The following is a 21,189-nucleotide window of genomic DNA, read 5'->3' as shown; positions in this document are numbered from 1 at the left end:
GCTTTAGTATTGTTTCATTTTCGAACGGATTCTAGGATCAAAAAACGCGTACATCAAATCGACGATAACGTTCACGATCGAGATGGTAATGGCTGTATAGACGACCCCGCCCATCACGCTAGGAATGTCAGGAATGAACTGCTTATCTACGATATAACTACCTATACCGCTAATATTGAATACTTTCTCTGTAACCGCCGCTCCGCCGAGCATTCCGCCAAACTGCAGGCCGATGACCGTAATAATTGGGATAAGCGCGTTACCTACGGCATGTTTCCATATGACAGTTTTTCGGGCAAGCCCTTTGGCCCTTGCGGTTGTAATGTAATCCTCGTGGATGACCTCCAGCGTTGATGATCGGGTCATTCGGGCTACAGCAGCCGTTAGGCCCGTACCTAAAACGACGATCGGCATAATTGCAGACAGCCAGTTCTCGGGGTTATACGTTGCGGGCAACCATGGAAGTTTAATCGAGAAATTCAAAATAAAAATAAGAGCCTGCCAGAAATTCGGGATCGACAATCCCAGCAAAGCGATGAACATAAAGGTATAATCAAAGAAAGAATTAGGTCTTGTAGCCGAAATAATGCCGATTGGCAGAGCGATCAATACAGCAATCAGCGTCGAGATAGCCGTTAACGTTAGCGTCACCGGGAATTTATTCGCGATGGCTGCAGTAACATTCTCGTTGCCTGCGAAAGATTTGCCGAGATCGAAAGTAAATATGCCTCTAATCGTGTCCCATAGCTGAACAAAATAGGGTTGATCCAAACCATAAAGATGGTTGAACGCTGCGATTTGCTCGGCGGTCGCTGTTTCTCCTAATAAGTTAGCCGCTGGATTCATAGGCGATATATATAGGATCGTAAATACGAGAAAAGCGACTCCCAAAATTACGAATATAGACATCACCATTCGTTCGGCAACGTATTTCAAGTATGGCATTGAATAGATTGCCAACAGTAAGTACATTGGAAAACCGATAATTACTGATAATGTAAAAAAGGCAGGATTCAAGGCTAGCCTATGATACGTGTCGCCAAACGAAAACTTCAGCCCGTTCTCACCGGCAAGCCGTTTCTCCAGCTCATGGTTGAACGTTTCCTTGAATTTGATCTCAGCCATCCGGTTCGCTTCCAGTTCGGTCTGCCCTGTGCTGACGGTTTGCCCGAAGAAACGATGCTTACGAATAAGCTGATCCTTAGCCTCCAGCAGCAATTTGTCCCGGTACCCGGTTGCAAGCAGCTTGTTCCTCGTCTCCTCAGCGATGAGTTTGTAGCCGTACTTGAATTTACGATATTGAAGAACGACATACACGATGGCGGATACGGGTGCTCCTAACAGCAATATAAGCAGACTGTAGGCCGGATGTAGTAACATTTTGCGGTAGATGGCGGCAATAGGATCAACAAAGCCATTACCCGTTGCAGTTGCATGCCCTTTCAAGCTAGTCCGCTTCCTTTCATCCTAATAATTTTAAATTGAATTATTCCGATCAGTATAGTAAATTTTATTTTAAGGATTGGAATATGTCAATATCGGAAAACGACAGAATTGCAGGTGCATACATGGACACATTATTACAAGTTAATGATCTATCGGTTTCTTTTTTCACCCGTGACAAAGAAATAGAAGCTGTTCGCCATGTCAGCTTTGAAGTCCGTAAAGGCGAAACGCTGGGAATCGTAGGCGAATCCGGCAGCGGCAAAAGCGTTACCGCACGTACGATTATGAGGCTCCTGCCCTCTCCTCCTTCCATGGTGAAAAACGGCGAGGTGCTTTTTCAAGGCCAAAACCTTGCCTTTAAAACCGACAAAGAAATGGAAGCCATACGCGGAAGGGATATCGGGATGATCTTTCAAGATCCCATGTCCTCCCTTAATCCTACGATGAAGATCGGCAACCAAATTGAAGAAAGCTTGATCAAACATCGCAAGCTGGACAAGAAGCAAGCCCGGACGGAAGCTATTGAAATGCTGAAGCTCGTAGGTATTCCCAACAGCGAAACCCGCTATCATCAGTATCCTCATGAATTCTCTGGCGGGATGCGTCAGCGGGTCATGATCGCCATTGCGCTGGCGTGTCGTCCTTCGCTCCTTATCGCAGATGAGCCGACAACATCGCTTGACGTGACCATACAAGCACAGATCCTTAACCAGATGAAGGATATACAGAAGCAGCTGGGTACCTCCATTATTTTAATTACGCATGACCTCGGCGTCGTGGCCGGCATGTGTGACCGCGTCGTCGTGATGAAGGACGGAGAAATCGTCGAGACGGGGACAACGGAGCAAATTTTTGCAAATCCGCAGCATCCATACACCATTAAGCTTCTCAACGCATTACCGCGCTTGGACGAGAAGAAAAAAACAAAGCCCGTGCCTTCAATGGTTCAGCGTGAAGAGGGCGTGCCTCTACTGCAGGTTCGTGCCTTGAAGCAGTATTTTGATATGGGAAAAGGACAGATTGTTAAAGCGGTTAACGATATTAGCTTCGATATACAGGCAGGCGAGACGCTCGGCGTTGTAGGTGAATCCGGCAGCGGCAAGTCGACGACTGGGCGCACGATTCTCCGCTTACATGAAGCGACGGGAGGCGAGGTGCTTTTCAAAGGGATACCACTCCAGCAATTAAACCGCTCAGAGATGAAAACAATGAGGCGGCATATGGGAATGATCTTCCAGGATCCCTACGCATCGCTGAACCCAAGACTTCGCATCATGGATATTATCGGCGAGGCTCTTGATGTGCACGATATAACGACCTCCAAGCGGGATCGTCAGAGACGTGTCGAGGAACTGCTTGAGATGGTTGGGCTTGACCCTTCTCATGCCATGCGGTACCCGCATGAGTTTTCCGGCGGCCAGCGCCAGCGGATCGGCATTGCGCGGACGCTCGCCGTGGAACCGGAATTTATCGTCTGTGACGAGCCGTTGTCCGCTCTCGACGTTTCGATTCAAGCCCAGATCGTGAAGCTGCTTGAGGAACTTCAGCAAAGGCTTGGTCTCACGTATCTGTTCATCGCCCATGATCTATCGATGGTGAAGCATATTAGCGACCGCGTGGCGGTGATGTATAAAGGGAAGATCGTGGAGCTTGCCGAAAGCGAGGAGCTTTACACAAACCCGATCCATGCCTATACGAAGTCGCTGCTGGCGGCCATCCCGGTACCCGATCCCAAGGTTGAATCGCAGAAGAAGCTAGTGACGCATGAGGAAGCTTCCAAAGCTGATCCCTACGGGCTCGAACGCTCCGAATTCGTGGAAGTGAAAAAAGGGCACTGGGTAGCCGTTGCAACCGGCTAAACCTGCAAACCATACCGTAAGATAGCGCTCCGTCCAGATCAAGCAAATTCTTGTCATCTAAGAGGGAGTAACCTAAAAAACCTGCCACAAATTCAAAGGGCAGGTTTTTTAGGCTATATAGTCAATTCTAGTTTTTTATAATATTTCTAATCTATTCCATGTAAATTTATTTATATGCTTTGCCGATCCGGCTACCCAGCCAGCCCGAACGCCTGGACAAGGAAGAAACCAAGTACGGCCAATAACACCGAGCCGGCCAATCCGGCAAGGAACGCTTTGCCGCCAAGACGGCGGAAGACGCGAAAGTCGACGCCAAGACCGAGCCCTGCCATAGCCATGGCGATCAGCAGATAAGCTGCAACGACCATCGCATCTGCAACGGACGGCGGGATGATTCCTAGAGTATTAACGCCGCTCATCGCCAGGAATCCAAAGATGAACCATGGCACTGGAATCGGCTCTTTGCCGCTGCGGGTTCCCGCTTTTGCAGGAGAAGCGGTATGTTCAGCTGCGGAGTTTCTTGCCGAGCGCTGTACCCACACACCGAGCAACAGTGCTACAGGCACAAGCATCGCCACCCGCGCCAACTTGACGAGCACGGCCATGTCCAGCGCTTCCCGGCCCATCGGCGCCGCTGCTGCCAGCACGTGAGCGACCTCATGCAGCGTCGAGCCTGCCCAGGCCCCATAACCGACAGCCCCGAGTTTCAAGACGGGATAGAGGAGCGTATAGGTGATCGTAAAAATCGTGCCGAGAATCGCCACCACCGCTGCTGCAACTGCCGTTTCCTCCTGACGCGCTTTCAGCTGAGGAGATAGGGCAGCCACGGCAGCGGCGCCGCAGATCGCCGTGCCGCAGGCGGTCAACATACCGAGATTTCTATCCGCTCCAAGCCGCTTGGACACCCAGTATACAAACGGAATCGTCACCGCGATATGAATGGCATCCAGCAGCAGCACCTGCGGTCCCGCCTTGATAATATCCATGAGATTAAGCCGCATTCCGAGCAAAATAATGCCCAGCCGCAGCAACTGGCGGGAGGAAAAGGTTATGCCTGCGGCAGCACCAAGCGGCACGCCGCCCATCAGCTCGCGATAAGCCATACCGAGCAGGATGGCCAGCACTAGCGGTCCGATCACGCCAAGCCCTGGCAGCTCGGAGAGCATACGTGCTACAGCGGCGAGCAGTGCCGTCAAGAGCAAGCCCTGCAATAGCCGCGGCTTGCCGAGCAGTTGGCGCAGCGAAGGCACGCGCGCCGCCAGACGGCTCAGTCTGGTATGCGCCACAGACGCACCAGTCGCTACCCCATCCTCCATTTTCTCAGCCACCAAGCTTGCCTCTCTCCGATTTTTCCATTTGGCACCCAAGCTTTCAAGCGATCTCGCCATTCCCTTCCCCTCCTTCCAACCATGCTTCGATGGCTTAACTATAGGTCAGGGGAAGCCGTTTGTGAAATCCGGATGTTGTATGCTTTCCATCAGAAAAGCTTATGTACGAGATACAAGCCTGCTTTCTCCGGCAATGGTCGGGCACAGATCCAGATGAGGAAACAAAAAAACGGCCCTGCAGATGCAGGGCCGCGCCGAATAAAACTTGGCTATAGAAATTACCGCATCTAGCGGAACATTCCCCATAGCTTGATGAGATGGAACGTATTGTTCGGATCGATTTTTTGACTAAGTACGAATTGAACGAGTTGCTCTTCCTGGGCATCCGTCAGCTTTTCCTGCAGAACGCTCGCTGCGCTCTTCACCAGTCTGCGTACTTTAGCTCGGTCGGCAAGATCAAACTTGGTCAGCCCGTTCGTCAGCATCGTTATCCGTTCTTTAATTGCGGGATTTTTCATTTTGAGCTTCACGCGCTCGACGAATTCGGGCCGGATTCCATATTTGACGTAGCTCATGCAGTAGGGCACCTCCATCGATTTGGTCGGGCATCCGCCCCAATAACCACCGATGTTACTATATGCCCCAGACTGCCGAGAGTTGCCTGCTCGCGCAATAAACTGCCGGATCAGTCCAACTGCTCACCTTGGAAAATCTGATCCTTGGCCAGCATCGCTCGCAGTCCCGCATATGTATCCGATGTCCAAAAGTCGCCCTCGGCCGCAAGTTCAGCCGCATCCTCGCGAGCTACCTCCAGCACCGCAAAGTCAGCCGCCATATCCGCCAGCTTGAAGTCCGGCATGCCGCTTTGCTTCGTTCCGAAGAAATCGCCCGGTCCGCGTAGCTCCAGATCACGGCGAGCTACCTCGAAGCCGTCATCCGTATCCTGCATGACAGCCATCCGCTCTCGCCCTGTCTCCGTCTTGGGATCGGCGACCAGGATACAGAACGAGGCATGCGAGCCCCGTCCAACGCGGCCGCGCAGCTGATGCAGCTGTGATAAGCCGAAGCGCTCGGCATCCATTATGATCATCAGCGTAGCATTCGGAACATCGACGCCGACCTCAACAACGGTCGTTGCGACGAGCACCTGAACTTCATTGTCGCCGAATGCCTTCATGATCTCATCCTTCTCGGACGTAGTCATGCGGCCATGCAGCAGTCCAACCTTCAGGTCGGGAAACTGCTGCTGCAACTGCACGAACTGATCAATCGCATTTTGCACATCCAGCTTCTCCGATTCCTCAATCAGCGGGCAGATGACATAGGCTTGACGACCGGCATCCGCCTCTCGACGAATGAAGCCGAACACCCGATCCATCATGGAATGTTTGATCCAGTGCGTCTGGATGGGGATGCGACCCTTCGGCCGCTCTTTAATCGTTGAAACTTCCATATCGCCAAAAGCCGTTATCGCCAGCGTGCGCGGAATCGGCGTTGCCGTCATCGTCAGCACGTCAGGGCTTGGCCCTTTGCGCCGCAGTATGCTGCGCTGATTAACACCGAAGCGATGCTGCTCGTCGGTAACGACCAGGCCGAGCGACCGGAAAATCACATCGTCCTGGATAAGCGCATGTGTACCGATCAGCACGTCGATCAGCCCCATCTGCAGTCCCGCGAGCAAGTCGCGGCGCTTCCGCTCGCTTACACTGCCGGTCAGCAGCGCCGTCTGCAGCCCTGTAACCTCATAGAGCCTTGTCAGAGAGCGCATATGCTGCTCAGCAAGGATTTCGGTCGGCACCATCAGCGCTCCCTGATGCCCCGCCTTAACAGCGGCCAGAAGCGCTATGGCGGCGACGACCGTTTTGCCGGCGCCAACATCCCCCTGCAGCAGTCGATTCATCGCGAACGGCTGCCGCATATCCGCCAAAATCTCGTTGACCACCTTTTTTTGAGCGTCGGTCAGCTCGAATGGTAACGATGCGGCGAATTGGCGGATGATCTCTGGATCGACGCGATGCACGATGCCATCCGCCTTGCGGCGGTTCATCATCCGGTAAGCCTGTAGCTTGAGCTGGAACAGGAATAGCTCCTCGTACACGAGGCGCCTGCGCGCCCCTTGACCATCCTTAGGATCGTCGGGATGATGAATATGGAACACTGCATCTTGGCGCGGCATCAGCCGGTACTTGCGAACTAGCTGCTCCGGCAAATTCTCCTGTAGCAACGGACCGAGCTGCTCCAGCGCCTGCCGAATCGTCTTGCGCATCCAGGATTGTGTAATGCCCCCACCTACCGAATAGACCGGCTGCAGAGTGCCCGTCTTGGCGGTTCCCTTATCCGGGAATTCCGAGTCGACCACTGTAATCTGCATCCGGTGGGCATCCCACTTGCCGGTGAGCGTAATTTCGCGTCCAAGCTGCAATTGATCCTTAATGAACATCCGGTTGAACCACACCGCTGTAACAAGCTGCCCGTCGATTTCGGTCTTGGCTGTAATCCTCGCCTTCCCCTTGCCGAATCGGGCCACCATTGGCAACCCCCGAATCACACCTTGGATCGTAATCTTCTCTCCGTCCTTCACTTCCGTAAGCGAGCGTAGCCGATAATCCTCGTAGCGGAAAGGGAAGTAGTTGAGCAAATCCTGTGCGGTATAGATGCCAAAGGCGTGAAGCTCCTGCTCTTTCGGAGCGCTCACGCCTTTGATTTGTCTCACCGGGATGCTCTCCAGCGAGGCTGCGGGGGTATTCATATCTTTTGCATAAAGACGGCTACGGTACCGGGTCCAACATGGGTGCCGATGACCGGACCGAGCGTCGTGGTTGAAGTGCTGGCTACGTTAAAGTTGGCATTGACCGCTTCATACAGCTCCAGAGCTGAACCCCTCTGACTCGTCCAGGCAAAATGAACCGAAACCGGTACATCCGCTGGAAACTTGCCTTTGAGCAGCTCGATAATGCGTAGAATGGCCTTTTTGGTCCCACGGACTTTGTCTACCGGTACGATAACGCCAGAGGAATCAATCGAAAGAATCGGCTTGATGTTCAGAATAGAACCGATAAGTGCAGATGCTTTGCCGATTCGACCGCCTTTTTGTAAGTATTCCAGCGTCTCGACCAGAAAATAAAGCTCGGTCTCACTACGCATCCGCTCAATCTCCCGAAGGATCTCTTCCTTGGAGCTGCCGGACTGCGCCATCTCAGCCGCCTTGACGACGAGCATGCCAATCCCGCACGAGGCGGTGCGAGAATCGAATACCGAGATATCCGCTTCCCGCTCCAGCATAGTACTCCCCAGCATCGCGGACTGATACGTTCCGCTGAACTGGGAGGATAGATGGATGGATAGGATAGACGCCTCTGGAGTTTCATCCAGAAGACGCTCATAAACCGTAATGAATTCCGCAGGAGAAGGCTGTGAGGTCGTCGGCAAGCCATTGAAGGCGATCAGCTTGTCATAGAACTGCTCCGACTTCAGCGTAACCGAATCCAGGAAGGATTCACTGCCGAACAGAACCTGCAACGGCACCATCTCGATGCCGAGACGCTCGCGGATCTCCTGCGGGATATCCGAAGTGCTGTCGGTCACAATACGAACCTGAGTCATTGTCGCTACCTCCACGGACTCCATTCCGTCATCGCTGTTGCGCGCGGAAAGGAGCCAAGTAATGAGGCGCCATAGCGCCGGTTATTCCAGAGCGAACAGATATGGGTAGAGCGGCTGTCCGCCTTCATGTACTTCGAGCTCCACATCCGGGTACGTCTCCGTTACCCAAGAAGACAGCTCATCTGTATGTTCTGCCTCGGAGCCTTCACCTGTCAAAATCGTCAGCAGATCGCCGCCGTTCTCCAGAAGCTCGTTAATGAGGCCTCGGCAGGCAAGCTGTAAGTCCGCTTCGGATACGACGATCTTCTTCTCAACGATGCCGATGAAGTCGCCTTCCTGCACTTCTACTCCGTCGATCTCGGTGTTGCGCACCGCCTGTGTGACGCTGCCGGAACGGACCACTTCCGCCGCTCCGCCCATCAGTGCGATGTTGCGATCTGGTGTCTCACTGTCCTTAAAGGCTAGCACTGCGGCTAGGCCTTGCGGCACGGTGCGGGTCGAAATGACCGATACCGAACGCTCGGACAGCTCGGCCGCCTGCTCAGCAGCCAGAATGATGTTGCTATTGTTGGGCAACAGGAAGATATGCTCGGCCGGAAGGGAATCAATCGCCTTGAGAAAATCTTCTGTGCTCGGATTCATCGTCTGTCCGCCGGAGAGAACAATGTCGACATTATTGTCCAGGAAAATGCCGGAAATGCCCTCGCCGATAGCTACGGCCACGATGCCGTAAGGCGCCCATTCATGAACGGCTTCCGCGCCCCCTTGCGGTACGGAGCCAGCCAGCACCTCGGCAACTGCCAAAGCTTCATCAGGAGCCAGATCAGTTGCAGCCCCGTTGAAGTTGATCTCTTCGCCGACAAGCTCGCGATGCTGCTCCCGCATATTGAGGATATGAAGCTCGGTCAACTCGCCATAAGGCATTGCTAGGCTCAGTACGTCGCCGGGACGGCGGGAATGAACATGAATTTTGATGATATCCTCGTCCGAGATGACGATAATGGAATCCCCGTCCTGGGCCAGAGCCTTGCGGAACGCTTCCTCATCAAATGCAGGCGCTCCCGGAGCAGCCAGCTTGCGCTTGATGAAAAATTCCATGTCGTAGAAAAACTGGATCTCGTTCGTCGACAGTTGAGCTTGAGCCTTGCTGCCAGCGTTAACAGCCGGAGCCGCTTGCGCATAACCGCGCGCAGGTTCCGTAGAACGGGCAACCGTTCCAGGCAGATCCTTGAACGATTCTACCGGGGCAGCCTCAGAGGCCATCTCGGCTGAGTCGGAAGACCTTCCCACGAGATAGTCCAGAAAGCCCTCGTAAATTAATACGAGACCTTGTCCGCCGGAATCGACAACGCCGACCTGCTTCAGCACGGGCAGCATATCCGGCGTGCGTTGGAGCGTCTCATGGGCCTTGTCATAGACCTCTTGCATGAGCGTCTCCATATCGCTTATACGCCGCGCCACCTGCTGAGCATGGCGAGCTGTCTCCCTAGCTACGGTCAGGATCGTGCCCTCAACTGGCTTGACCACGGCCTTGTAGGCCATGTCGACACCTTGCTGCAGGGCAGCGGCAAACTGGACAGGACCAGCCTCGTCCATTCCGGCGAGCGCCTTGGCTGTTCCGCGGAACAGCTGCGAAAGAATAACGCCGGAATTGCCGCGTGCACCCATCAGCAGACCCTTGGACAGCGCCTCTGCCGTACGGCCGATTGAGTCCGAGCGTTTGCTTTGCAGCTCCCGGACACCGGAGGCCATCGTTAAGTTCATATTCGTTCCCGTATCTCCGTCCGGAACGGGAAACACATTCAGAGCGTTGACATGTTCCGCGCCACGCTGCAAATTCTCCGCACCGAGCAAAACCATACCGGCGAAGTCTGAACCATTAATAGAGCGCTTTCTCAAGCAAAATTTCCCCTTCCTGTCTAACTGATGACCCGCACGCCCTGGACAAAAATATGGACATGGTCGACCCGCAGGCCGATCACTTCATTCAGTACGTATTTGACCTTAGTCTGGATGTTATGGGCGACCTCGGAAATCCGGGTACCATAGCCCACGATGATGTGCAGGTCGATATGTGTCTCCTCGTTCTCGCGTCTTACTTCGACGCCGCGGGAGAGGTTGTCCCTCTTCAGAAGCTCGGCGATGCCGTCCTTGAGCTGCTTGCGGGAAGCCATGCCGACCAGGCCGTAGCATTCCAGCGCTGCCGAGCCTGCAATAACGGCGATAACATCGTCTGTAACATTGATTTTACCTAGTTCGTTGGTTAGCTGCATAGGCATGGCAGGGTAACACGCTCCTTCTTATCGGGCCGCTCGTCTTGAGCCGCCTGAGCCCTAAGGCCCCATATTAGCCGGGACTGAAATTCATTGTACTATAAATGAAGCCGATTATGAAGTCTGAAACACCTTTCCCTTCCATTTTCTCGCTTTTTCTCCCGTTTGGCCGCAAACGGAATCTGCCAAACGATGGTTGAAGAGCCGCTTGTTCTATGTTAAGATAACCAAGTATGTTTGCCTACGGAATCGACCTTAGATTTCGTACTTGCAACCTGCTAGCTCTAAAGGAGGTGTACCGCATGTCTCGCAAATGCTTCATTACGGGTAAAACACCCGGCACAGGAAATAACGTTTCACACGCGAATAACCGCAACCGCCGCACTTGGGGCGTCAACGTTCAGAAGGTCCGCATTCTGGTCGACGGCAAGCCAAAACGCGTTTGGGTCAGCACCCGCGCACTGAAATCCGGCAAAGTCTCACGTGTATAAGAGACTTCACAGGTAGCGTCTGCCGTCCTTCTGGACAGCGGACGCTGTTTTTTAAAGGAAAGAGAGCACCCTTGCCGTCGGCCGGGTGCTCTTTTTTTTATCTCATAAAACGGGCGGCCGGCAGCTGGCTATCGTTTCTCAGCTTTTTTGGAAGGTGTTCAAGATGGCCTTGACGAAACCGCCCAGAAACTTCGGCAGCTTGATCGTATAAAATCTCATGTTTCATCCCCCCTCGGAATCGCTGATCGTAGTCCAAAAGCACTGCCGGGCCTGCATGTTCGTCCCTGCTTCAGGCCGTCCTGGGTACATTCCCATGGGAAATAAAAAATGGCTACAAGAACCTGAAGTTCATGTAACCATCCTATGCGGGTCGTGTGCGTCCTATTCCGGGGGACGAGCCCAATTGTAAACGTCTAGCCCTACGGAGCAGTCGGCATTCCATCTCTGAGGAACGTTACCATCGTAACGTATAACACGATCAAGATGAAAAAGACGAACGAACAGACAATAAAGCCGATTCGTCGGGCAATAGAGCTATGGGAGCGGAAAAACCGCACGCCCAGCCATAGAGCCAACAACGAGAAAGCGAAGCGCACAATGCCTGGCACGAGTACAAAAAGAGCCAGCAGTGCGCCTCCCAACAATCCATAACCAGCGACCAGCGCAAAGCTCTTGAGCTTGGATCCCATCGCTTCGCCCTACCTAAGCGAAGAAATCGCGGCGGAAGGCGACTCATTGCCGAATACATAGCTGCCTGCTACAAGCACATTTGCCCCTGCCTGGCGCACGAGAGATGCCGTAGAAGCGTTGATACCTCCATCTACCTGTACATGGACTCCGCTTAGCCCCCGAGCGGTCAGACGCTGCCTCAGCTCACGTAGCTTCTCCAACGAATAAGGAATGAAGGACTGTCCTCCGAACCCGGGATTCACCGTCATGATTAGCACAAGGTCTACATCCTCCAGAACTGGCTCCAGCAAGCTGATCGGAGTCGCAGGATTAATAGCAACACCAGCAGGCAAGCCAAGATCCTTGATCTGATGCAGGGTCCGGTGCAGATGAGTACAGGCTTCTAGATGGACCGTAATCCGATCTGCCCCCGCTGCGGCATAATCGGCTATGTAACGCTCCGGCTGAGAAATCATCAGATGGACATCGAAGGCCAGAGCCGTCGCGTTACGTACAGATGAAATTACCGCAGGCCCGAAGCTTAGGTTCGGCACAAAGTGTCCGTCCATGACATCCACATGAATCCAGTCAGCTCCAGCTTTTTCGATATCGGCGATTTCTTGTCCAAGCTTGGAAAAGTCAGCGGCTAGTATCGAGGGTGCAATAATCGTCATAGTTAGTACCTCCGCTTTTGTTCTTTCATTTCGTTCAAAAACTGCACATAGCTGTCGTAGCGACTCTGCGCGGCTTCACCCGCATCAAGCGCCGCTGTAACCGCGCAGCCTGGTTCATGGGTATGAGTACAACCCCGGAACTTGCAGTTTGGCGACAGCTCACGGAATTCCCGGAAGCCATAACCGAGATCTTCAATACCGAGCTCCTGAAAATCAAGCTGGCTGAAGCCAGGCGTATCAGCCACATAACCCGAATGGGGTCCGTCTCCCACGCTCACGAGCTCGACATGGCGAGTCGTATGCTTCCCTCGGCCAAGCTTGGAGCTGATTTCGTTCGTCTCCAGCGTCAACCCAGGAATAAGCGCGTTAAGGAGCGAGGACTTCCCGACACCGGATTGCCCGGCAAATAGCGCGAGCCTTCCGTGAAGCACTTCCCGCAGCTCTTCTAGACCCGAGCCCTTGCGAGAGCTCGTGCCGATGACCTGATAGCCGATCCTACCGTAAATGTTCTGTACAGTATCGGCGATTCGGGCCGCTTCCTCAGCATCCTTGCCTTCCAGCGACAAGTCCTGCTTGCTCAGGCAAAGCACCGATTCCAGCCCCGAATGCTCGATATGGACGAGAAACTTGTCCAGCAGAGTCAGACTAAGTGAGGGCTCCGTCACAGAGAATACAAGCACAGCCAAATCGGCGTTGGCAACCTGTGGACGCACCAGCTCCGTACTGCGCGGCAAAATTTCTTCGACCGTGCCTTCCCCGGTCACGCTGGCACTGAATACAACTCGATCTCCGACGAGTGGAGACTCGCCGCGATTTTTGAATATACCCCTGGCCCGGCATTGCAACGGGGGCTCCTGCCCCCCATCCGGCATAACGTAATAAAATCCACTCAGAGCCTTAACGATCAATCCCTCGCCCTTGCGAAAGGGAGGCTGGTTAGCCGTTGTCATTATTCGGCCCCCCGCCGTTTCTGTCATCTCCACCATCTCTATCTCTGCCGTTCCTGTCGTTCCAAGCGGTCTCATCAACTTCACCTGGATTGCCCGCATTGGGATCATTGGAAGGACTCGGCCCTGGCGAATTGCTCGGCAGAGGAGTCGGATCCAGTCCCGGTACGGTCGATGGTCCCATATCGCTGCCGTTCTTCACTTCGTCATACGTCCGAGAGAACGTATCGACCAGTTGACCGTCGCGATATACGCTCACAAATGCTTCCGTATTGGGAGCGAGCACAACCTTGACCGGGAAACTCCGCGTTTCCTTGATGGCCCGTTTATGAGCCTGGATGTCTTTGCCGGTCGCATCCGTAAAGACGATGCGGATCTCGCTCGCCTTGTCAGCCTGAGCCGGTGAGATGAGCAGATCAAACGTAAATTCAAGCGCATCCTTCGGTAAGCCGGAGCTGACGGTAACGGACACCTGTGCTCCCTTGCTGGCCTGACTGCCCGCATCATAAGGGAATTGCGACAGCACCTCACCTTCCGGTTTGTAGCTGCCTTCATTCACGATATTGTCATCGCTCATCTGAAGACCGGCCTGGAGGACCAGCTTCCGTGCCTCTTGCACCGATTTACCGACGAGATCCGGCATCTTCACCGTCTCGGCTCCCTTGCTCACAGTCAGCGTAACCTTGCTCATAGCCGGGTCAAGCTGGCTGTTCGCTGCTGGATTCTGACTAAGCACGATGCCAGGCTCTGCCGAATCATCGAATACCTCAGTCTGGGCAATCGATTCAGCCGGAATGCCAAGAGCTTGCAGCGCGGCGACTGCATCTGCCACCTTTTGCCCTTTGTAATCTCCAAGCAGCTTGAGTTCCGGCCCGTCGCTGATGGAGAGCCTTACCGGCGCACCCTGCTTGACGCGCATATTCGACGATTTGGACTGGGCAAATACCTGGTCCTTCGGAATATCCGGCTTGAAAGCACGAATTGACGGCTCCTCAAGGAGCAAGCCAGCCTCCTCAAGGGCAGCTTTGGCGTCAGCCTCCGTCATGCCGACTACATTCGGCACAGTAACATCAGCCACGTCCAGCGATCCGGAAACGAGCTTGAAAGCCCCATAAACAGCGCCCAGCAGAGCTAGTGTAGTCAAAACAATAATAAGCGGCTTTAACCAAGCTTTGCGCCGCTTCGGCTCATCCTCTTCCTCCTCATTGGCAGCCTGCTGACGCGCAGTAGAGAATGACGGATCCTCCTGCGCCGCATCTGAAGCTGCTGTGTGAGAAGCCGACTGTTTGAAATCTCGTCCTGGACGGATAGCGGGCATGACCCGAGTCTCGTCAAAGTCGTTGGCGCCGAATTGCCGCTTCGGCTCATTGATTCTATCCGGCGACAGCGCCGTTTCAAGATCTACGAGCATTTCACCTGCCGTGCGGTAACGCTCGGAGGGATTTTTACGCATCGCCTTGATAATAATATTCTCGACGCTTTGAGGGACTAGCGGGTTGATGGTCCGCGGATCCTCCAGCGGCTCCTGCAGATGCTTCAGAGCTACGCTGATTGGGCTTTCTCCCAGAAAAGGAAGCTTGCCTGTAACCATCTGGTACAGCACGATGCCGAGTGAATAAATGTCGGACTTCTCGCCTGTGCTGACTCCCTTGGCATGCTCTGGAGAGAAGTAATGCACCGATCCAATTACCGATCCGGTTTGTGTAATCGTCGATGACGTCACTGCCCGAGCAATGCCGAAGTCGGTCACCTTCACCCTGCCGTTGCGGCCGATAAGAATATTATGGGGCTTGATGTCCCGATGAATAATATGATTCTGATGGGCATGATCGAGTGCATCCGCTATCTGAGCTGCAATACGTACAGCCTCATCCGCTTGCAGGGACGCCCGTTCCTGTATGACTTCGTTGAGATTATAACCTTCGACATATTCCATGACGATATAATGTACTTCATCCTCTTGTCCCACATCGTAAATACTTACTACGTTGGGATGGGACAGAGCTGCGGCCGATTGGGCCTCGCGGCGGAATCGCCGAATAAATTCCTCATCATGCACGTATTGCTGACGGAGCACCTTAACCGCTACATTGCGGCTAAGCAGCAGGTCATGCGCTTTGTAAACAAGCGCCATGCCGCCGCCTCCGATGCGGGTTAAAATTTCGTAGCGGCCTCCAAGTTCTCTTCCGATCATAAGTCCGTCCTCACTCCTCTCCGTCCGTACCAGCTCCGGATTGCAGCAGGACTACCGTAATATTATCGTCTCCACCAGCTGCAAGAGCCATGGAGATCAGGCGGTCCGCCTTCTCTTCCAGCGATGCTTGCGAGCGTGCGACTTCCAACATTTCCTCGTCACTCACCATGCCGCTTAAGCCATCGCTGCACAACAACAACATGTCCCCGGAGTTCCAATCCAGCACCTGCAAGTCCAACTCAACTTCCTCATCCGTGCCGAGTGCACGTGTCAGTACATTACGGCGCGGATGATGAGCCGCTTCCTCAAAGCTGATCTGCCCGGAGCGCACCAGCTCATTCACCAAAGTGTGGTCCTCCGACAAAAGCGAGATCGCCCCCGCAGAAATACGATAAGCGCGACTATCGCCGATATGACCAATGAGCAGCAGCGACTCCTCGATGAAAAGAGCCGCAACAACGGTCGTACCCATATTGTGATACTGCTCGTTGCGGGATGCCATGTCATAAACCACTTCATTAGCGCGGCGGATTGCTGCGCGCAAATACTGCTGGGCTTCTTCCGCCGAGACTCCTGCTTGCATCGGCTCCATCGCCTCGCGGAACGCGTCCACGGCGAGCTGGCTAGCCACATCTCCGGCCTGATGGCCGCCCATTCCATCGGCTACGATAGCGAGTGTCAGCCCCCCGCTCGTAACGCCCGCCCAAGAGCGGTCCTCATTCGCCAAGCGGATGCGGCCAATATCACTGCGGTTCACTGTTAACATCCCGTCACCTCGTTACGTTAGTTCCATATGTTTAGCGCGGAGCTGCCCACAGGCAGCTGCGATATCATGGCCCTGCTCGCGGCGAATCGTCGCGTTAATGCCGTTTTTCTCGAGAATGCGCTGGAATTCAAAAATATCCTCCCGCGGCGTACGCACATACTTGCGCTCCGGAACATGGTTGACCGGAATCAAGTTTACGTGACAGAGCATGCCCTGCAGCACTTCCGCCAGCTCCTGCGCATGCTCAGGACGGTCGTTGGTTCCGCCGATAAGTGCGTACTCAAAGGTAATGCGGCGACCCGTTTTGGCAATATAATTGCGGCAGGCGTCGATAACCTCTTGGAACCGATAGCGCCGATTGACTGGCATTAGCTTAGAGCGCAGCTCGTCGTTCGGGGCATGGATCGAAATCGCCAGATTGATCTGGGTGTTCTCGTCTGTGAACTTGTACATGCTAGGCACAATGCCGCTAGTAGACACTGTAATATGGCGCTGACCGATGTTCAGTCCCTTAGGATGAATCATCAAGCGCAGAAACGCCATCGTCGCCTCATAATTCTCAAAGGGCTCGCCCGAGCCCATAATGACGATACTGGAGACGCGTTGGTCTTCCGGATCGAGCATCTGCTGTGCCTTGACGACCTGGGCAACGATCTCGCCCGAGGTAAGATTGCGCTTCAGTCCACCCAGCGTCGAGGCGCAGAAGGTGCAGCCGATGCGGCAGCCGACCTGTGTCGTGACGCAGACGCTGTTGCCATAGTTATGGCGCATAATAACCGTCTCGATCGCATGGTTGTCATGCAGGCCGAACAGGAACTTAACCGTGCCGTCCTTCGACTCAAAGCGGGTTATTTCGGACAAGGTGATGAACTGGAAAGAGCTCGTAAGCTTGTCCCGCAATGGCTTCGGCAAGTTCGACATCTCTTCGAAGGAAGAGACGCGCTTCACGTACAGCCAGTCGAATAGCTGACCCGCACGGAACGTTGGTTCATCTTGCTCCTTCATCCAATCCTGGAGCTGCTCCAGGGAATAATCATATATAAAAGGGGTTTCTACAACGTAAGGCTGATCAAAGGCTTTCATGCTTGTCACTTCATCTCATTTCATTAAAGTTCAATTGCCGCCCGGTGTGCCGTCTATTTCCGGCATGAGGCCGCTCGTCGCTTTAGTTTACCACAAACGCCCATTGAAAGACACATGCATGGGGCGTGAGAAAAGCGCCCGCCCGGCGGCAGTTGGCTCGGCTAAGGTCTTCTAAAGCAACTGCAGAGGCTTATCAAACCTATGCAGCTTGTTCTGAAATGGCAACGCTGCGGAGCCGCCTTATTGGGTTTGGCTATCTTTCATCACGATTCAAGCCCCCATTAGCTTTACCCGAGGCTCCTGGGCCGAAAGCTTGGCAAATACGGGGTCCTGCTCCCGGATTACTGTTTTAATGCCGGTGAAATCGAGGTCCCAGCTATCGAGCGTGACGTCCGCCATTACGCGGTCACCTTTGAGGAAAACGAGTTTATTGAGCGAGTCATAGCACATTTCGCACCCAAGCAGGAACTCCTTTTCCATTCTGTATCCGAAGTACGTTCGGGCGGTCGTCCACTGGACTCCTTTTAATTCTTCCATCATGTCCCTTGATGTATAGGGTCCCATAACGACCATCCGATCCCACTGAAACGGAGTCAGTTCGACCAGGCGCATCGGCTCATTCCGCTTCGCCCTTTCCAAAAGGCGCTCCTCAAATTGGGCTGCCTTCAACGTACCCACTCGAATCGTATTGTAATGATAGATGTCCGGAATAAGCGCAATCATCATTGCGATAACAGCAAAAAATAATAGGCGGGTCAGCCGCTTCAACACTTTTTTCATGTTGCCAATCTCCCTATCTCTCGGAATTGTGCTGCAATACGGAAATGTGGTCCTCCATACTAGACGGGGAAAATTGGATAGATGTATCAACTAACATATACACTTACAGATATTTACACGCGGAGAGATAAAGAGAGAAATATGTTTTCAGCAGAACAGCCCGAACTATCCTATCTATTCATCATACTATATAGATATTAGTAGATATTGGAGGGATTAATATAGAAATCCATAAGGCTTTCACAAGTAACTTTAATGGCTCCAGACTTGGGATGATTTTAGTCTTTTTTATTTTGCTTGTAATTGTAACTCAGCTCTTTGAAAGTTCTGTACGAGAGGGGCTGGAGCAGGATAGCGAATCATCGATATTACACGAATCCGTTGGATTTAATATCTACAACCAAACAACAAATTATATATTAAAAGCGGTGAACATTAACGGGAATTTTGCCGAGGTTATTCCTCCTGCACATACAATACCTTCTGGAGGAAGCCGTCACTATCTGGTAAATGTACCAACAACGGGCACTAACACAACATCGGTTCGTTTTCAAATGCTTGGATCCAATATTGAAGAATATGTCACCATAATCATGAAAGTTACGTGGGTATACTATGATGATCCTATACAATCCGTAAGTTATATTACTTTAAGCCATGGAAGGCCTGGTACAGTTTCCGTTCAAACTGGCAGAACGTGGGCTACCGTCCGAACTCTATAACCCTTTGCTTGAATAGAAACAAAGGCTGTCCCGAGCCATCGTGTCAGATGCCAGGGATAGCCTTTGTTGTGATTGAATGCTTTATTCCGCAAAAAGAAGCTTTTTGGAGTATCCCTCGCCCTCCATCAGATCGTACTGTACCATCCGATAATCGTCCAGCAGCAGCTTCTGGGCGTCCGTCAGAGAAGCCTCGTCAGTCACTCCGCTTTGGGAGAGCATGACCTTTTTGTTCAGGCCTGGCAGCTGCTTCCGCACCTCTTCCAGCATTTTGTAAAATGGCGGCAAGGACAGCCCGGAGTAACGAAGCGCCGTCGGTCCGAGGAAAGACGGGCTAATCGTACCCAGCGGCTCGCTGCCGATATCGTAGTTCGCCAACAGCAGCAAAGGCGTCTCATGACGCAGGCGCTCGTCCGTCCAGCCCGCGTCTTCATAAACAAATTTAGGCAAGCCCGGCAGATGGTCACCCCACAATACGAGCAGCGTCGGCCGATCTAGATCCTGGATCGATTGGTACAGATACGACAGTGCGCCGTCCGTATGTTTGATGCCCTCGGCGTATGTCTCCACTTGATCTTCATAGGCGGAGTTGACACCTTCAGCCGATATCGTGTTGCCGCCGTGGATCTCCTTATTCGTATAAGGGTAATGGTTTTGCATCGTCACAAGATGGAGAAAAGTCGGCTTGTCGCCGGCTTCCTGCAACTGCGAGACAGCCTCCTTCATGGCGGACATGTCCGATACGTAGCTGCGTGAGCCGAGCCAATCTTTATTTTTCATATCCTCCTGGCCTGTGAACCTCTCGAAGCCGAGCATCGGATACACCCGATTGCGACTGTAAAAGGTTTTGTCGTAAGGATGCAGCGCCAGCGCTTGGTAACCTTTGTTTATCAGAATGCTGACGATCGACGGCAGATCGGTTTGCGATGTGAGGTTCTGCTGAAAAGGCACGGAACCATCAAACAGAAACGACATGGACAGTCCGGTAAGCGCCTCGAACTCCACATTTGCAGTGCTGCCGCCGAACTCCGGAGACAGGACGTAACCGGATGGCTGTTTCGCTGTTGCATCGTGCACGAACGGGATTGGGTCCTCACTGAGCTTGTAATCTTTCATGCGAGTGACGTCAAAAAAGGCTTCGTTCATGACAAAAACGATATTCGGCTGCTCAGCAGGACTAGCTGCTGCCGATTGATCAGGCATTGCGCTATAACGCTCGGCAATTTCCCGGACGGCACCTTCACTGTAACCCTCGGGCTTAGCGATTATCTCCTGGTTCATATTGGAAGCAAAGGCGATCACAAATCCGTTGTAGCGGTAATTCGCCTTTTGATCCCAGAAAATATTCTCATAGCTGAGCTTGTTCAGCAGGGTTGGATATTTACCGCCTGCGACCTGTACAAACATGGCAACGGCTGATATCGAGAACACAGCCAGTACGACCCGCCACGCGAGCGGAAAACGCAGCTTCGGCAGCTTAAAAATGAGTAAGCCGAGGCCAAACAGGACGAGCAGCGTCAGGATGATCATAACGGGCGAAAACATATCCCTTGCCATTGAAGCCATCTCGGATGCATTTTTGAGCTGAAGCAAATCCCACGGATAAAGCGGCTCTCCAGTCGCTTTCATCTTCTGGTAGATAGTAGCTCCCGTTAATCCGGATATGATGCTGATGAGCAGCGTGCCTCCGTATATGTTGCGGAAGAGGGCTGCAGCGCCGCATAACAGGAAGAAAAAGAACGTGCTACCCCAGAAAAACAACGGCGGCTGACTCGCTACCCAGTCCCAGGTGTTTTCAAGATTAAACTCCAAAGCGGAAGCTTGAATGAAAAAATGAAGGATTATGCCAAAGATATAAAGGCCCAGCAGCGTTGAACCATGCTTGATGCTCGGGCGTAGTTTGTTGGTCAAATCGCATCTACTCCTGATTATCTTTTACAATAGTTTAATCTATCCGGCCCATAACTGCCAATAAAAATGCCCTCATTATTGATATAAGCGGTACCATATTGGGTGTGAAATCAGGCGTGATGCGCGGCCTGTCACCTCCGTAGGCTGGTTCCGGTCGAAACGGAAATGGAGTTCGCAGCACTCCAGCTCGGTTCTGTTAGATGAGTCGCAGCCTGTGTTTGAAGGGGAATAAGCTGAGGTGTGATGAGGTTCGCTTGAGCATTAATTATTGAACTTCCTTCCTTGCGTAACGGAACTGAGAATCCTTATTTTAGCAGAATCGAAGGCTTTCGGAGCGTAACGGACCTGAGAGACGCTATTGAGCGAATTTCGCGGTAATATCATCATTTTGACTCAAATAACGTCACTCAGATTCATAGCCTGTTTTGAGGCGAAATAAGCGCTCT

18 protein-coding genes are annotated in these 21,189 nt (G+C 52.9%); 2 read left to right on the top strand and 16 right to left on the bottom strand.

Annotation, left to right across the window (positions count from 1 at the left end; translation table 11 throughout):
• Positions 1 to 3 precede the first annotated feature (3 nt).
• Positions 4 to 1,446 carry an ABC transporter permease gene (locus CGZ75_RS03870; RefSeq protein WP_425436433.1) on the bottom strand — a complete coding sequence of 481 codons (1,443 nt, stop codon included), beginning with the start codon at positions 1,444 to 1,446 and terminating at the stop codon, positions 4 to 6.
• Positions 1,447 to 1,568: 122 nt separating this feature from the next.
• On the opposite strand from CGZ75_RS03870, the gene CGZ75_RS03865 reads away from it, so the two are divergent.
• Entirely contained in the window at positions 1,569 to 3,305 is a 1,737-nt protein-coding gene (locus tag CGZ75_RS03865; RefSeq protein WP_089522956.1) for an ABC transporter ATP-binding protein, read from the top strand.
• 191 nt (positions 3,306 to 3,496) lie between these two features.
• On the opposite strand, the gene CGZ75_RS03860 is transcribed toward CGZ75_RS03865, so the two are convergent.
• The 6 genes from CGZ75_RS03860 to CGZ75_RS03835 all read right to left on the bottom strand — a co-directional run bounded on the left by CGZ75_RS03860 (position 3,497) and on the right by CGZ75_RS03835 (position 10,515).
• Positions 3,497 to 4,693: a YeiH family protein gene (locus CGZ75_RS03860; RefSeq protein ID WP_245850689.1), complete on the bottom strand. Its 1,197-nt coding sequence runs from the start codon at positions 4,691 to 4,693 to the stop codon at positions 3,497 to 3,499.
• A gap of 227 nt (positions 4,694 to 4,920) precedes the next feature.
• On the bottom strand, positions 4,921 to 5,208 hold the full coding sequence (locus CGZ75_RS03855; protein WP_089522955.1) for a stage VI sporulation protein F: 288 nt from the start codon (positions 5,206 to 5,208) through the stop codon (positions 4,921 to 4,923).
• A gap of 110 nt (positions 5,209 to 5,318) precedes the next feature.
• A complete protein-coding gene (gene recG, locus CGZ75_RS03850) occupies positions 5,319 to 7,382 on the bottom strand; it encodes an ATP-dependent DNA helicase RecG (protein ID WP_089522954.1) in 2,064 nt (687 codons plus the stop codon).
• Entirely contained in the window at positions 7,379 to 8,236 is an 858-nt protein-coding gene (locus tag CGZ75_RS03845) for a DegV family protein (protein WP_089522953.1), read from the bottom strand. Before CGZ75_RS03845 ends, recG begins: the two co-directional genes overlap by 4 nt.
• Positions 8,237 to 8,317: 81 nt before the next feature.
• Positions 8,318 to 10,135 (bottom strand): DAK2 domain-containing protein, encoded by a 1,818-nt coding sequence (locus CGZ75_RS03840; protein ID WP_089522952.1) that lies wholly within the window; start codon positions 10,133 to 10,135, stop codon positions 8,318 to 8,320.
• A gap of 20 nt (positions 10,136 to 10,155) precedes the next feature.
• Positions 10,156 to 10,515, bottom strand: coding sequence for an Asp23/Gls24 family envelope stress response protein (locus CGZ75_RS03835; RefSeq protein ID WP_089522951.1), 360 nt, complete (start codon positions 10,513 to 10,515; stop codon positions 10,156 to 10,158).
• A gap of 296 nt (positions 10,516 to 10,811) precedes the next feature.
• Between CGZ75_RS03835 and rpmB the strand changes: the two genes are divergently transcribed.
• On the top strand, positions 10,812 to 11,000 hold the full coding sequence (rpmB, locus tag CGZ75_RS03830) for a 50S ribosomal protein L28 (protein WP_089522950.1): 189 nt from the start codon (positions 10,812 to 10,814) through the stop codon (positions 10,998 to 11,000).
• Positions 11,001 to 11,138: 138 nt separating this feature from the next.
• On the opposite strand, the gene spoVM is transcribed toward rpmB, so the two are convergent.
• The 9 genes from spoVM to CGZ75_RS03785 form a co-directional block, all read right to left on the bottom strand.
• Entirely contained in the window at positions 11,139 to 11,219 is an 81-nt protein-coding gene (spoVM, locus tag CGZ75_RS03825; protein ID WP_089522949.1) for a stage V sporulation protein SpoVM, read from the bottom strand.
• Between the two features lie 200 nt (positions 11,220 to 11,419).
• The gene (locus tag CGZ75_RS03820) at positions 11,420 to 11,689 is read right to left on the bottom strand and encodes a hypothetical protein (protein ID WP_089522948.1); all 270 of its coding nucleotides are present in this window, start codon (positions 11,687 to 11,689) and stop codon (positions 11,420 to 11,422) included.
• Between the two features lie 9 nt (positions 11,690 to 11,698).
• Positions 11,699 to 12,343, bottom strand: a complete 645-nt coding sequence (gene rpe / locus CGZ75_RS03815; protein WP_089522947.1) for a ribulose-phosphate 3-epimerase — start codon at positions 12,341 to 12,343, stop codon at positions 11,699 to 11,701.
• 2 nt (positions 12,344 to 12,345) lie between these two features.
• A complete protein-coding gene (gene rsgA / locus CGZ75_RS03810) occupies positions 12,346 to 13,293 on the bottom strand; it encodes a ribosome small subunit-dependent GTPase A (protein ID WP_089522946.1) in 948 nt (315 codons plus the stop codon).
• Positions 13,280 to 15,484: a Stk1 family PASTA domain-containing Ser/Thr kinase gene (gene pknB / locus CGZ75_RS03805; protein ID WP_089522945.1), complete on the bottom strand. Its 2,205-nt coding sequence runs from the start codon at positions 15,482 to 15,484 to the stop codon at positions 13,280 to 13,282. The genes rsgA and pknB overlap by 14 nt, the downstream gene beginning before the upstream one ends.
• 10 nt (positions 15,485 to 15,494) lie before the next feature.
• Positions 15,495 to 16,250, bottom strand: a complete 756-nt coding sequence (locus CGZ75_RS03800) for a Stp1/IreP family PP2C-type Ser/Thr phosphatase (RefSeq protein WP_089522944.1) — start codon at positions 16,248 to 16,250, stop codon at positions 15,495 to 15,497.
• Between the two features lie 12 nt (positions 16,251 to 16,262).
• Positions 16,263 to 17,333, bottom strand: a complete 1,071-nt coding sequence (gene rlmN / locus CGZ75_RS03795) for a dual-specificity RNA methyltransferase RlmN (protein WP_089522943.1) — start codon at positions 17,331 to 17,333, stop codon at positions 16,263 to 16,265.
• Positions 17,334 to 17,603: 270 nt separating this feature from the next.
• Positions 17,604 to 18,113: a hypothetical protein gene (locus tag CGZ75_RS03790; protein ID WP_089522942.1), complete on the bottom strand. Its 510-nt coding sequence runs from the start codon at positions 18,111 to 18,113 to the stop codon at positions 17,604 to 17,606.
• A gap of 803 nt (positions 18,114 to 18,916) precedes the next feature.
• Positions 18,917 to 20,743, bottom strand: a complete 1,827-nt coding sequence (locus tag CGZ75_RS03785; RefSeq protein WP_089522941.1) for an LTA synthase family protein — start codon at positions 20,741 to 20,743, stop codon at positions 18,917 to 18,919.
• Positions 20,744 to 21,189 lie beyond the last annotated feature (446 nt).

Source organism: Paenibacillus herberti (assembly GCF_002233675.1).
GTDB lineage: Bacteria > Bacillota > Bacilli > Paenibacillales > Paenibacillaceae > Paenibacillus_O > Paenibacillus_O herberti.
Note: the sequence above shows the minus strand (reverse complement) of the source record. Positions and strands in the feature narration are given on the sequence as shown.

Coding starts and splice junctions, on each gene's coding strand:
- CGZ75_RS03865 (WP_089522956.1), top strand. CDS start 1,569: ATGGACACATTATTACAAGTTAATGATCTATCGGTTTCTTTTTTCACC.
- CGZ75_RS03860 (WP_245850689.1), bottom strand. CDS start 4,693: ATGGCGAGATCGCTTGAAAGCTTGGGTGCCAAATGGAAAAATCGGAGA.
- CGZ75_RS03855 (WP_089522955.1), bottom strand. CDS start 5,208: ATGAGCTACGTCAAATATGGAATCCGGCCCGAATTCGTCGAGCGCGTG.
- recG (WP_089522954.1), bottom strand. CDS start 7,382: ATGAATACCCCCGCAGCCTCGCTGGAGAGCATCCCGGTGAGACAAATC.
- CGZ75_RS03845 (WP_089522953.1), bottom strand. CDS start 8,236: ATGACTCAGGTTCGTATTGTGACCGACAGCACTTCGGATATCCCGCAG.
- CGZ75_RS03835 (WP_089522951.1), bottom strand. CDS start 10,515: ATGCCTATGCAGCTAACCAACGAACTAGGTAAAATCAATGTTACAGAC.
- rpmB (WP_089522950.1), top strand. CDS start 10,812: ATGTCTCGCAAATGCTTCATTACGGGTAAAACACCCGGCACAGGAAAT.
- spoVM (WP_089522949.1), bottom strand. CDS start 11,219: ATGAGATTTTATACGATCAAGCTGCCGAAGTTTCTGGGCGGTTTCGTC.
- CGZ75_RS03820 (WP_089522948.1), bottom strand. CDS start 11,689: ATGGGATCCAAGCTCAAGAGCTTTGCGCTGGTCGCTGGTTATGGATTG.
- rpe (WP_089522947.1), bottom strand. CDS start 12,343: ATGACGATTATTGCACCCTCGATACTAGCCGCTGACTTTTCCAAGCTT.
- rsgA (WP_089522946.1), bottom strand. CDS start 13,293: ATGACAACGGCTAACCAGCCTCCCTTTCGCAAGGGCGAGGGATTGATC.
- pknB (WP_089522945.1), bottom strand. CDS start 15,484: ATGATCGGAAGAGAACTTGGAGGCCGCTACGAAATTTTAACCCGCATC.
- CGZ75_RS03800 (WP_089522944.1), bottom strand. CDS start 16,250: ATGTTAACAGTGAACCGCAGTGATATTGGCCGCATCCGCTTGGCGAAT.
- rlmN (WP_089522943.1), bottom strand. CDS start 17,333: ATGAAAGCCTTTGATCAGCCTTACGTTGTAGAAACCCCTTTTATATAT.
- CGZ75_RS03790 (WP_089522942.1), bottom strand. CDS start 18,113: ATGAAAAAAGTGTTGAAGCGGCTGACCCGCCTATTATTTTTTGCTGTT.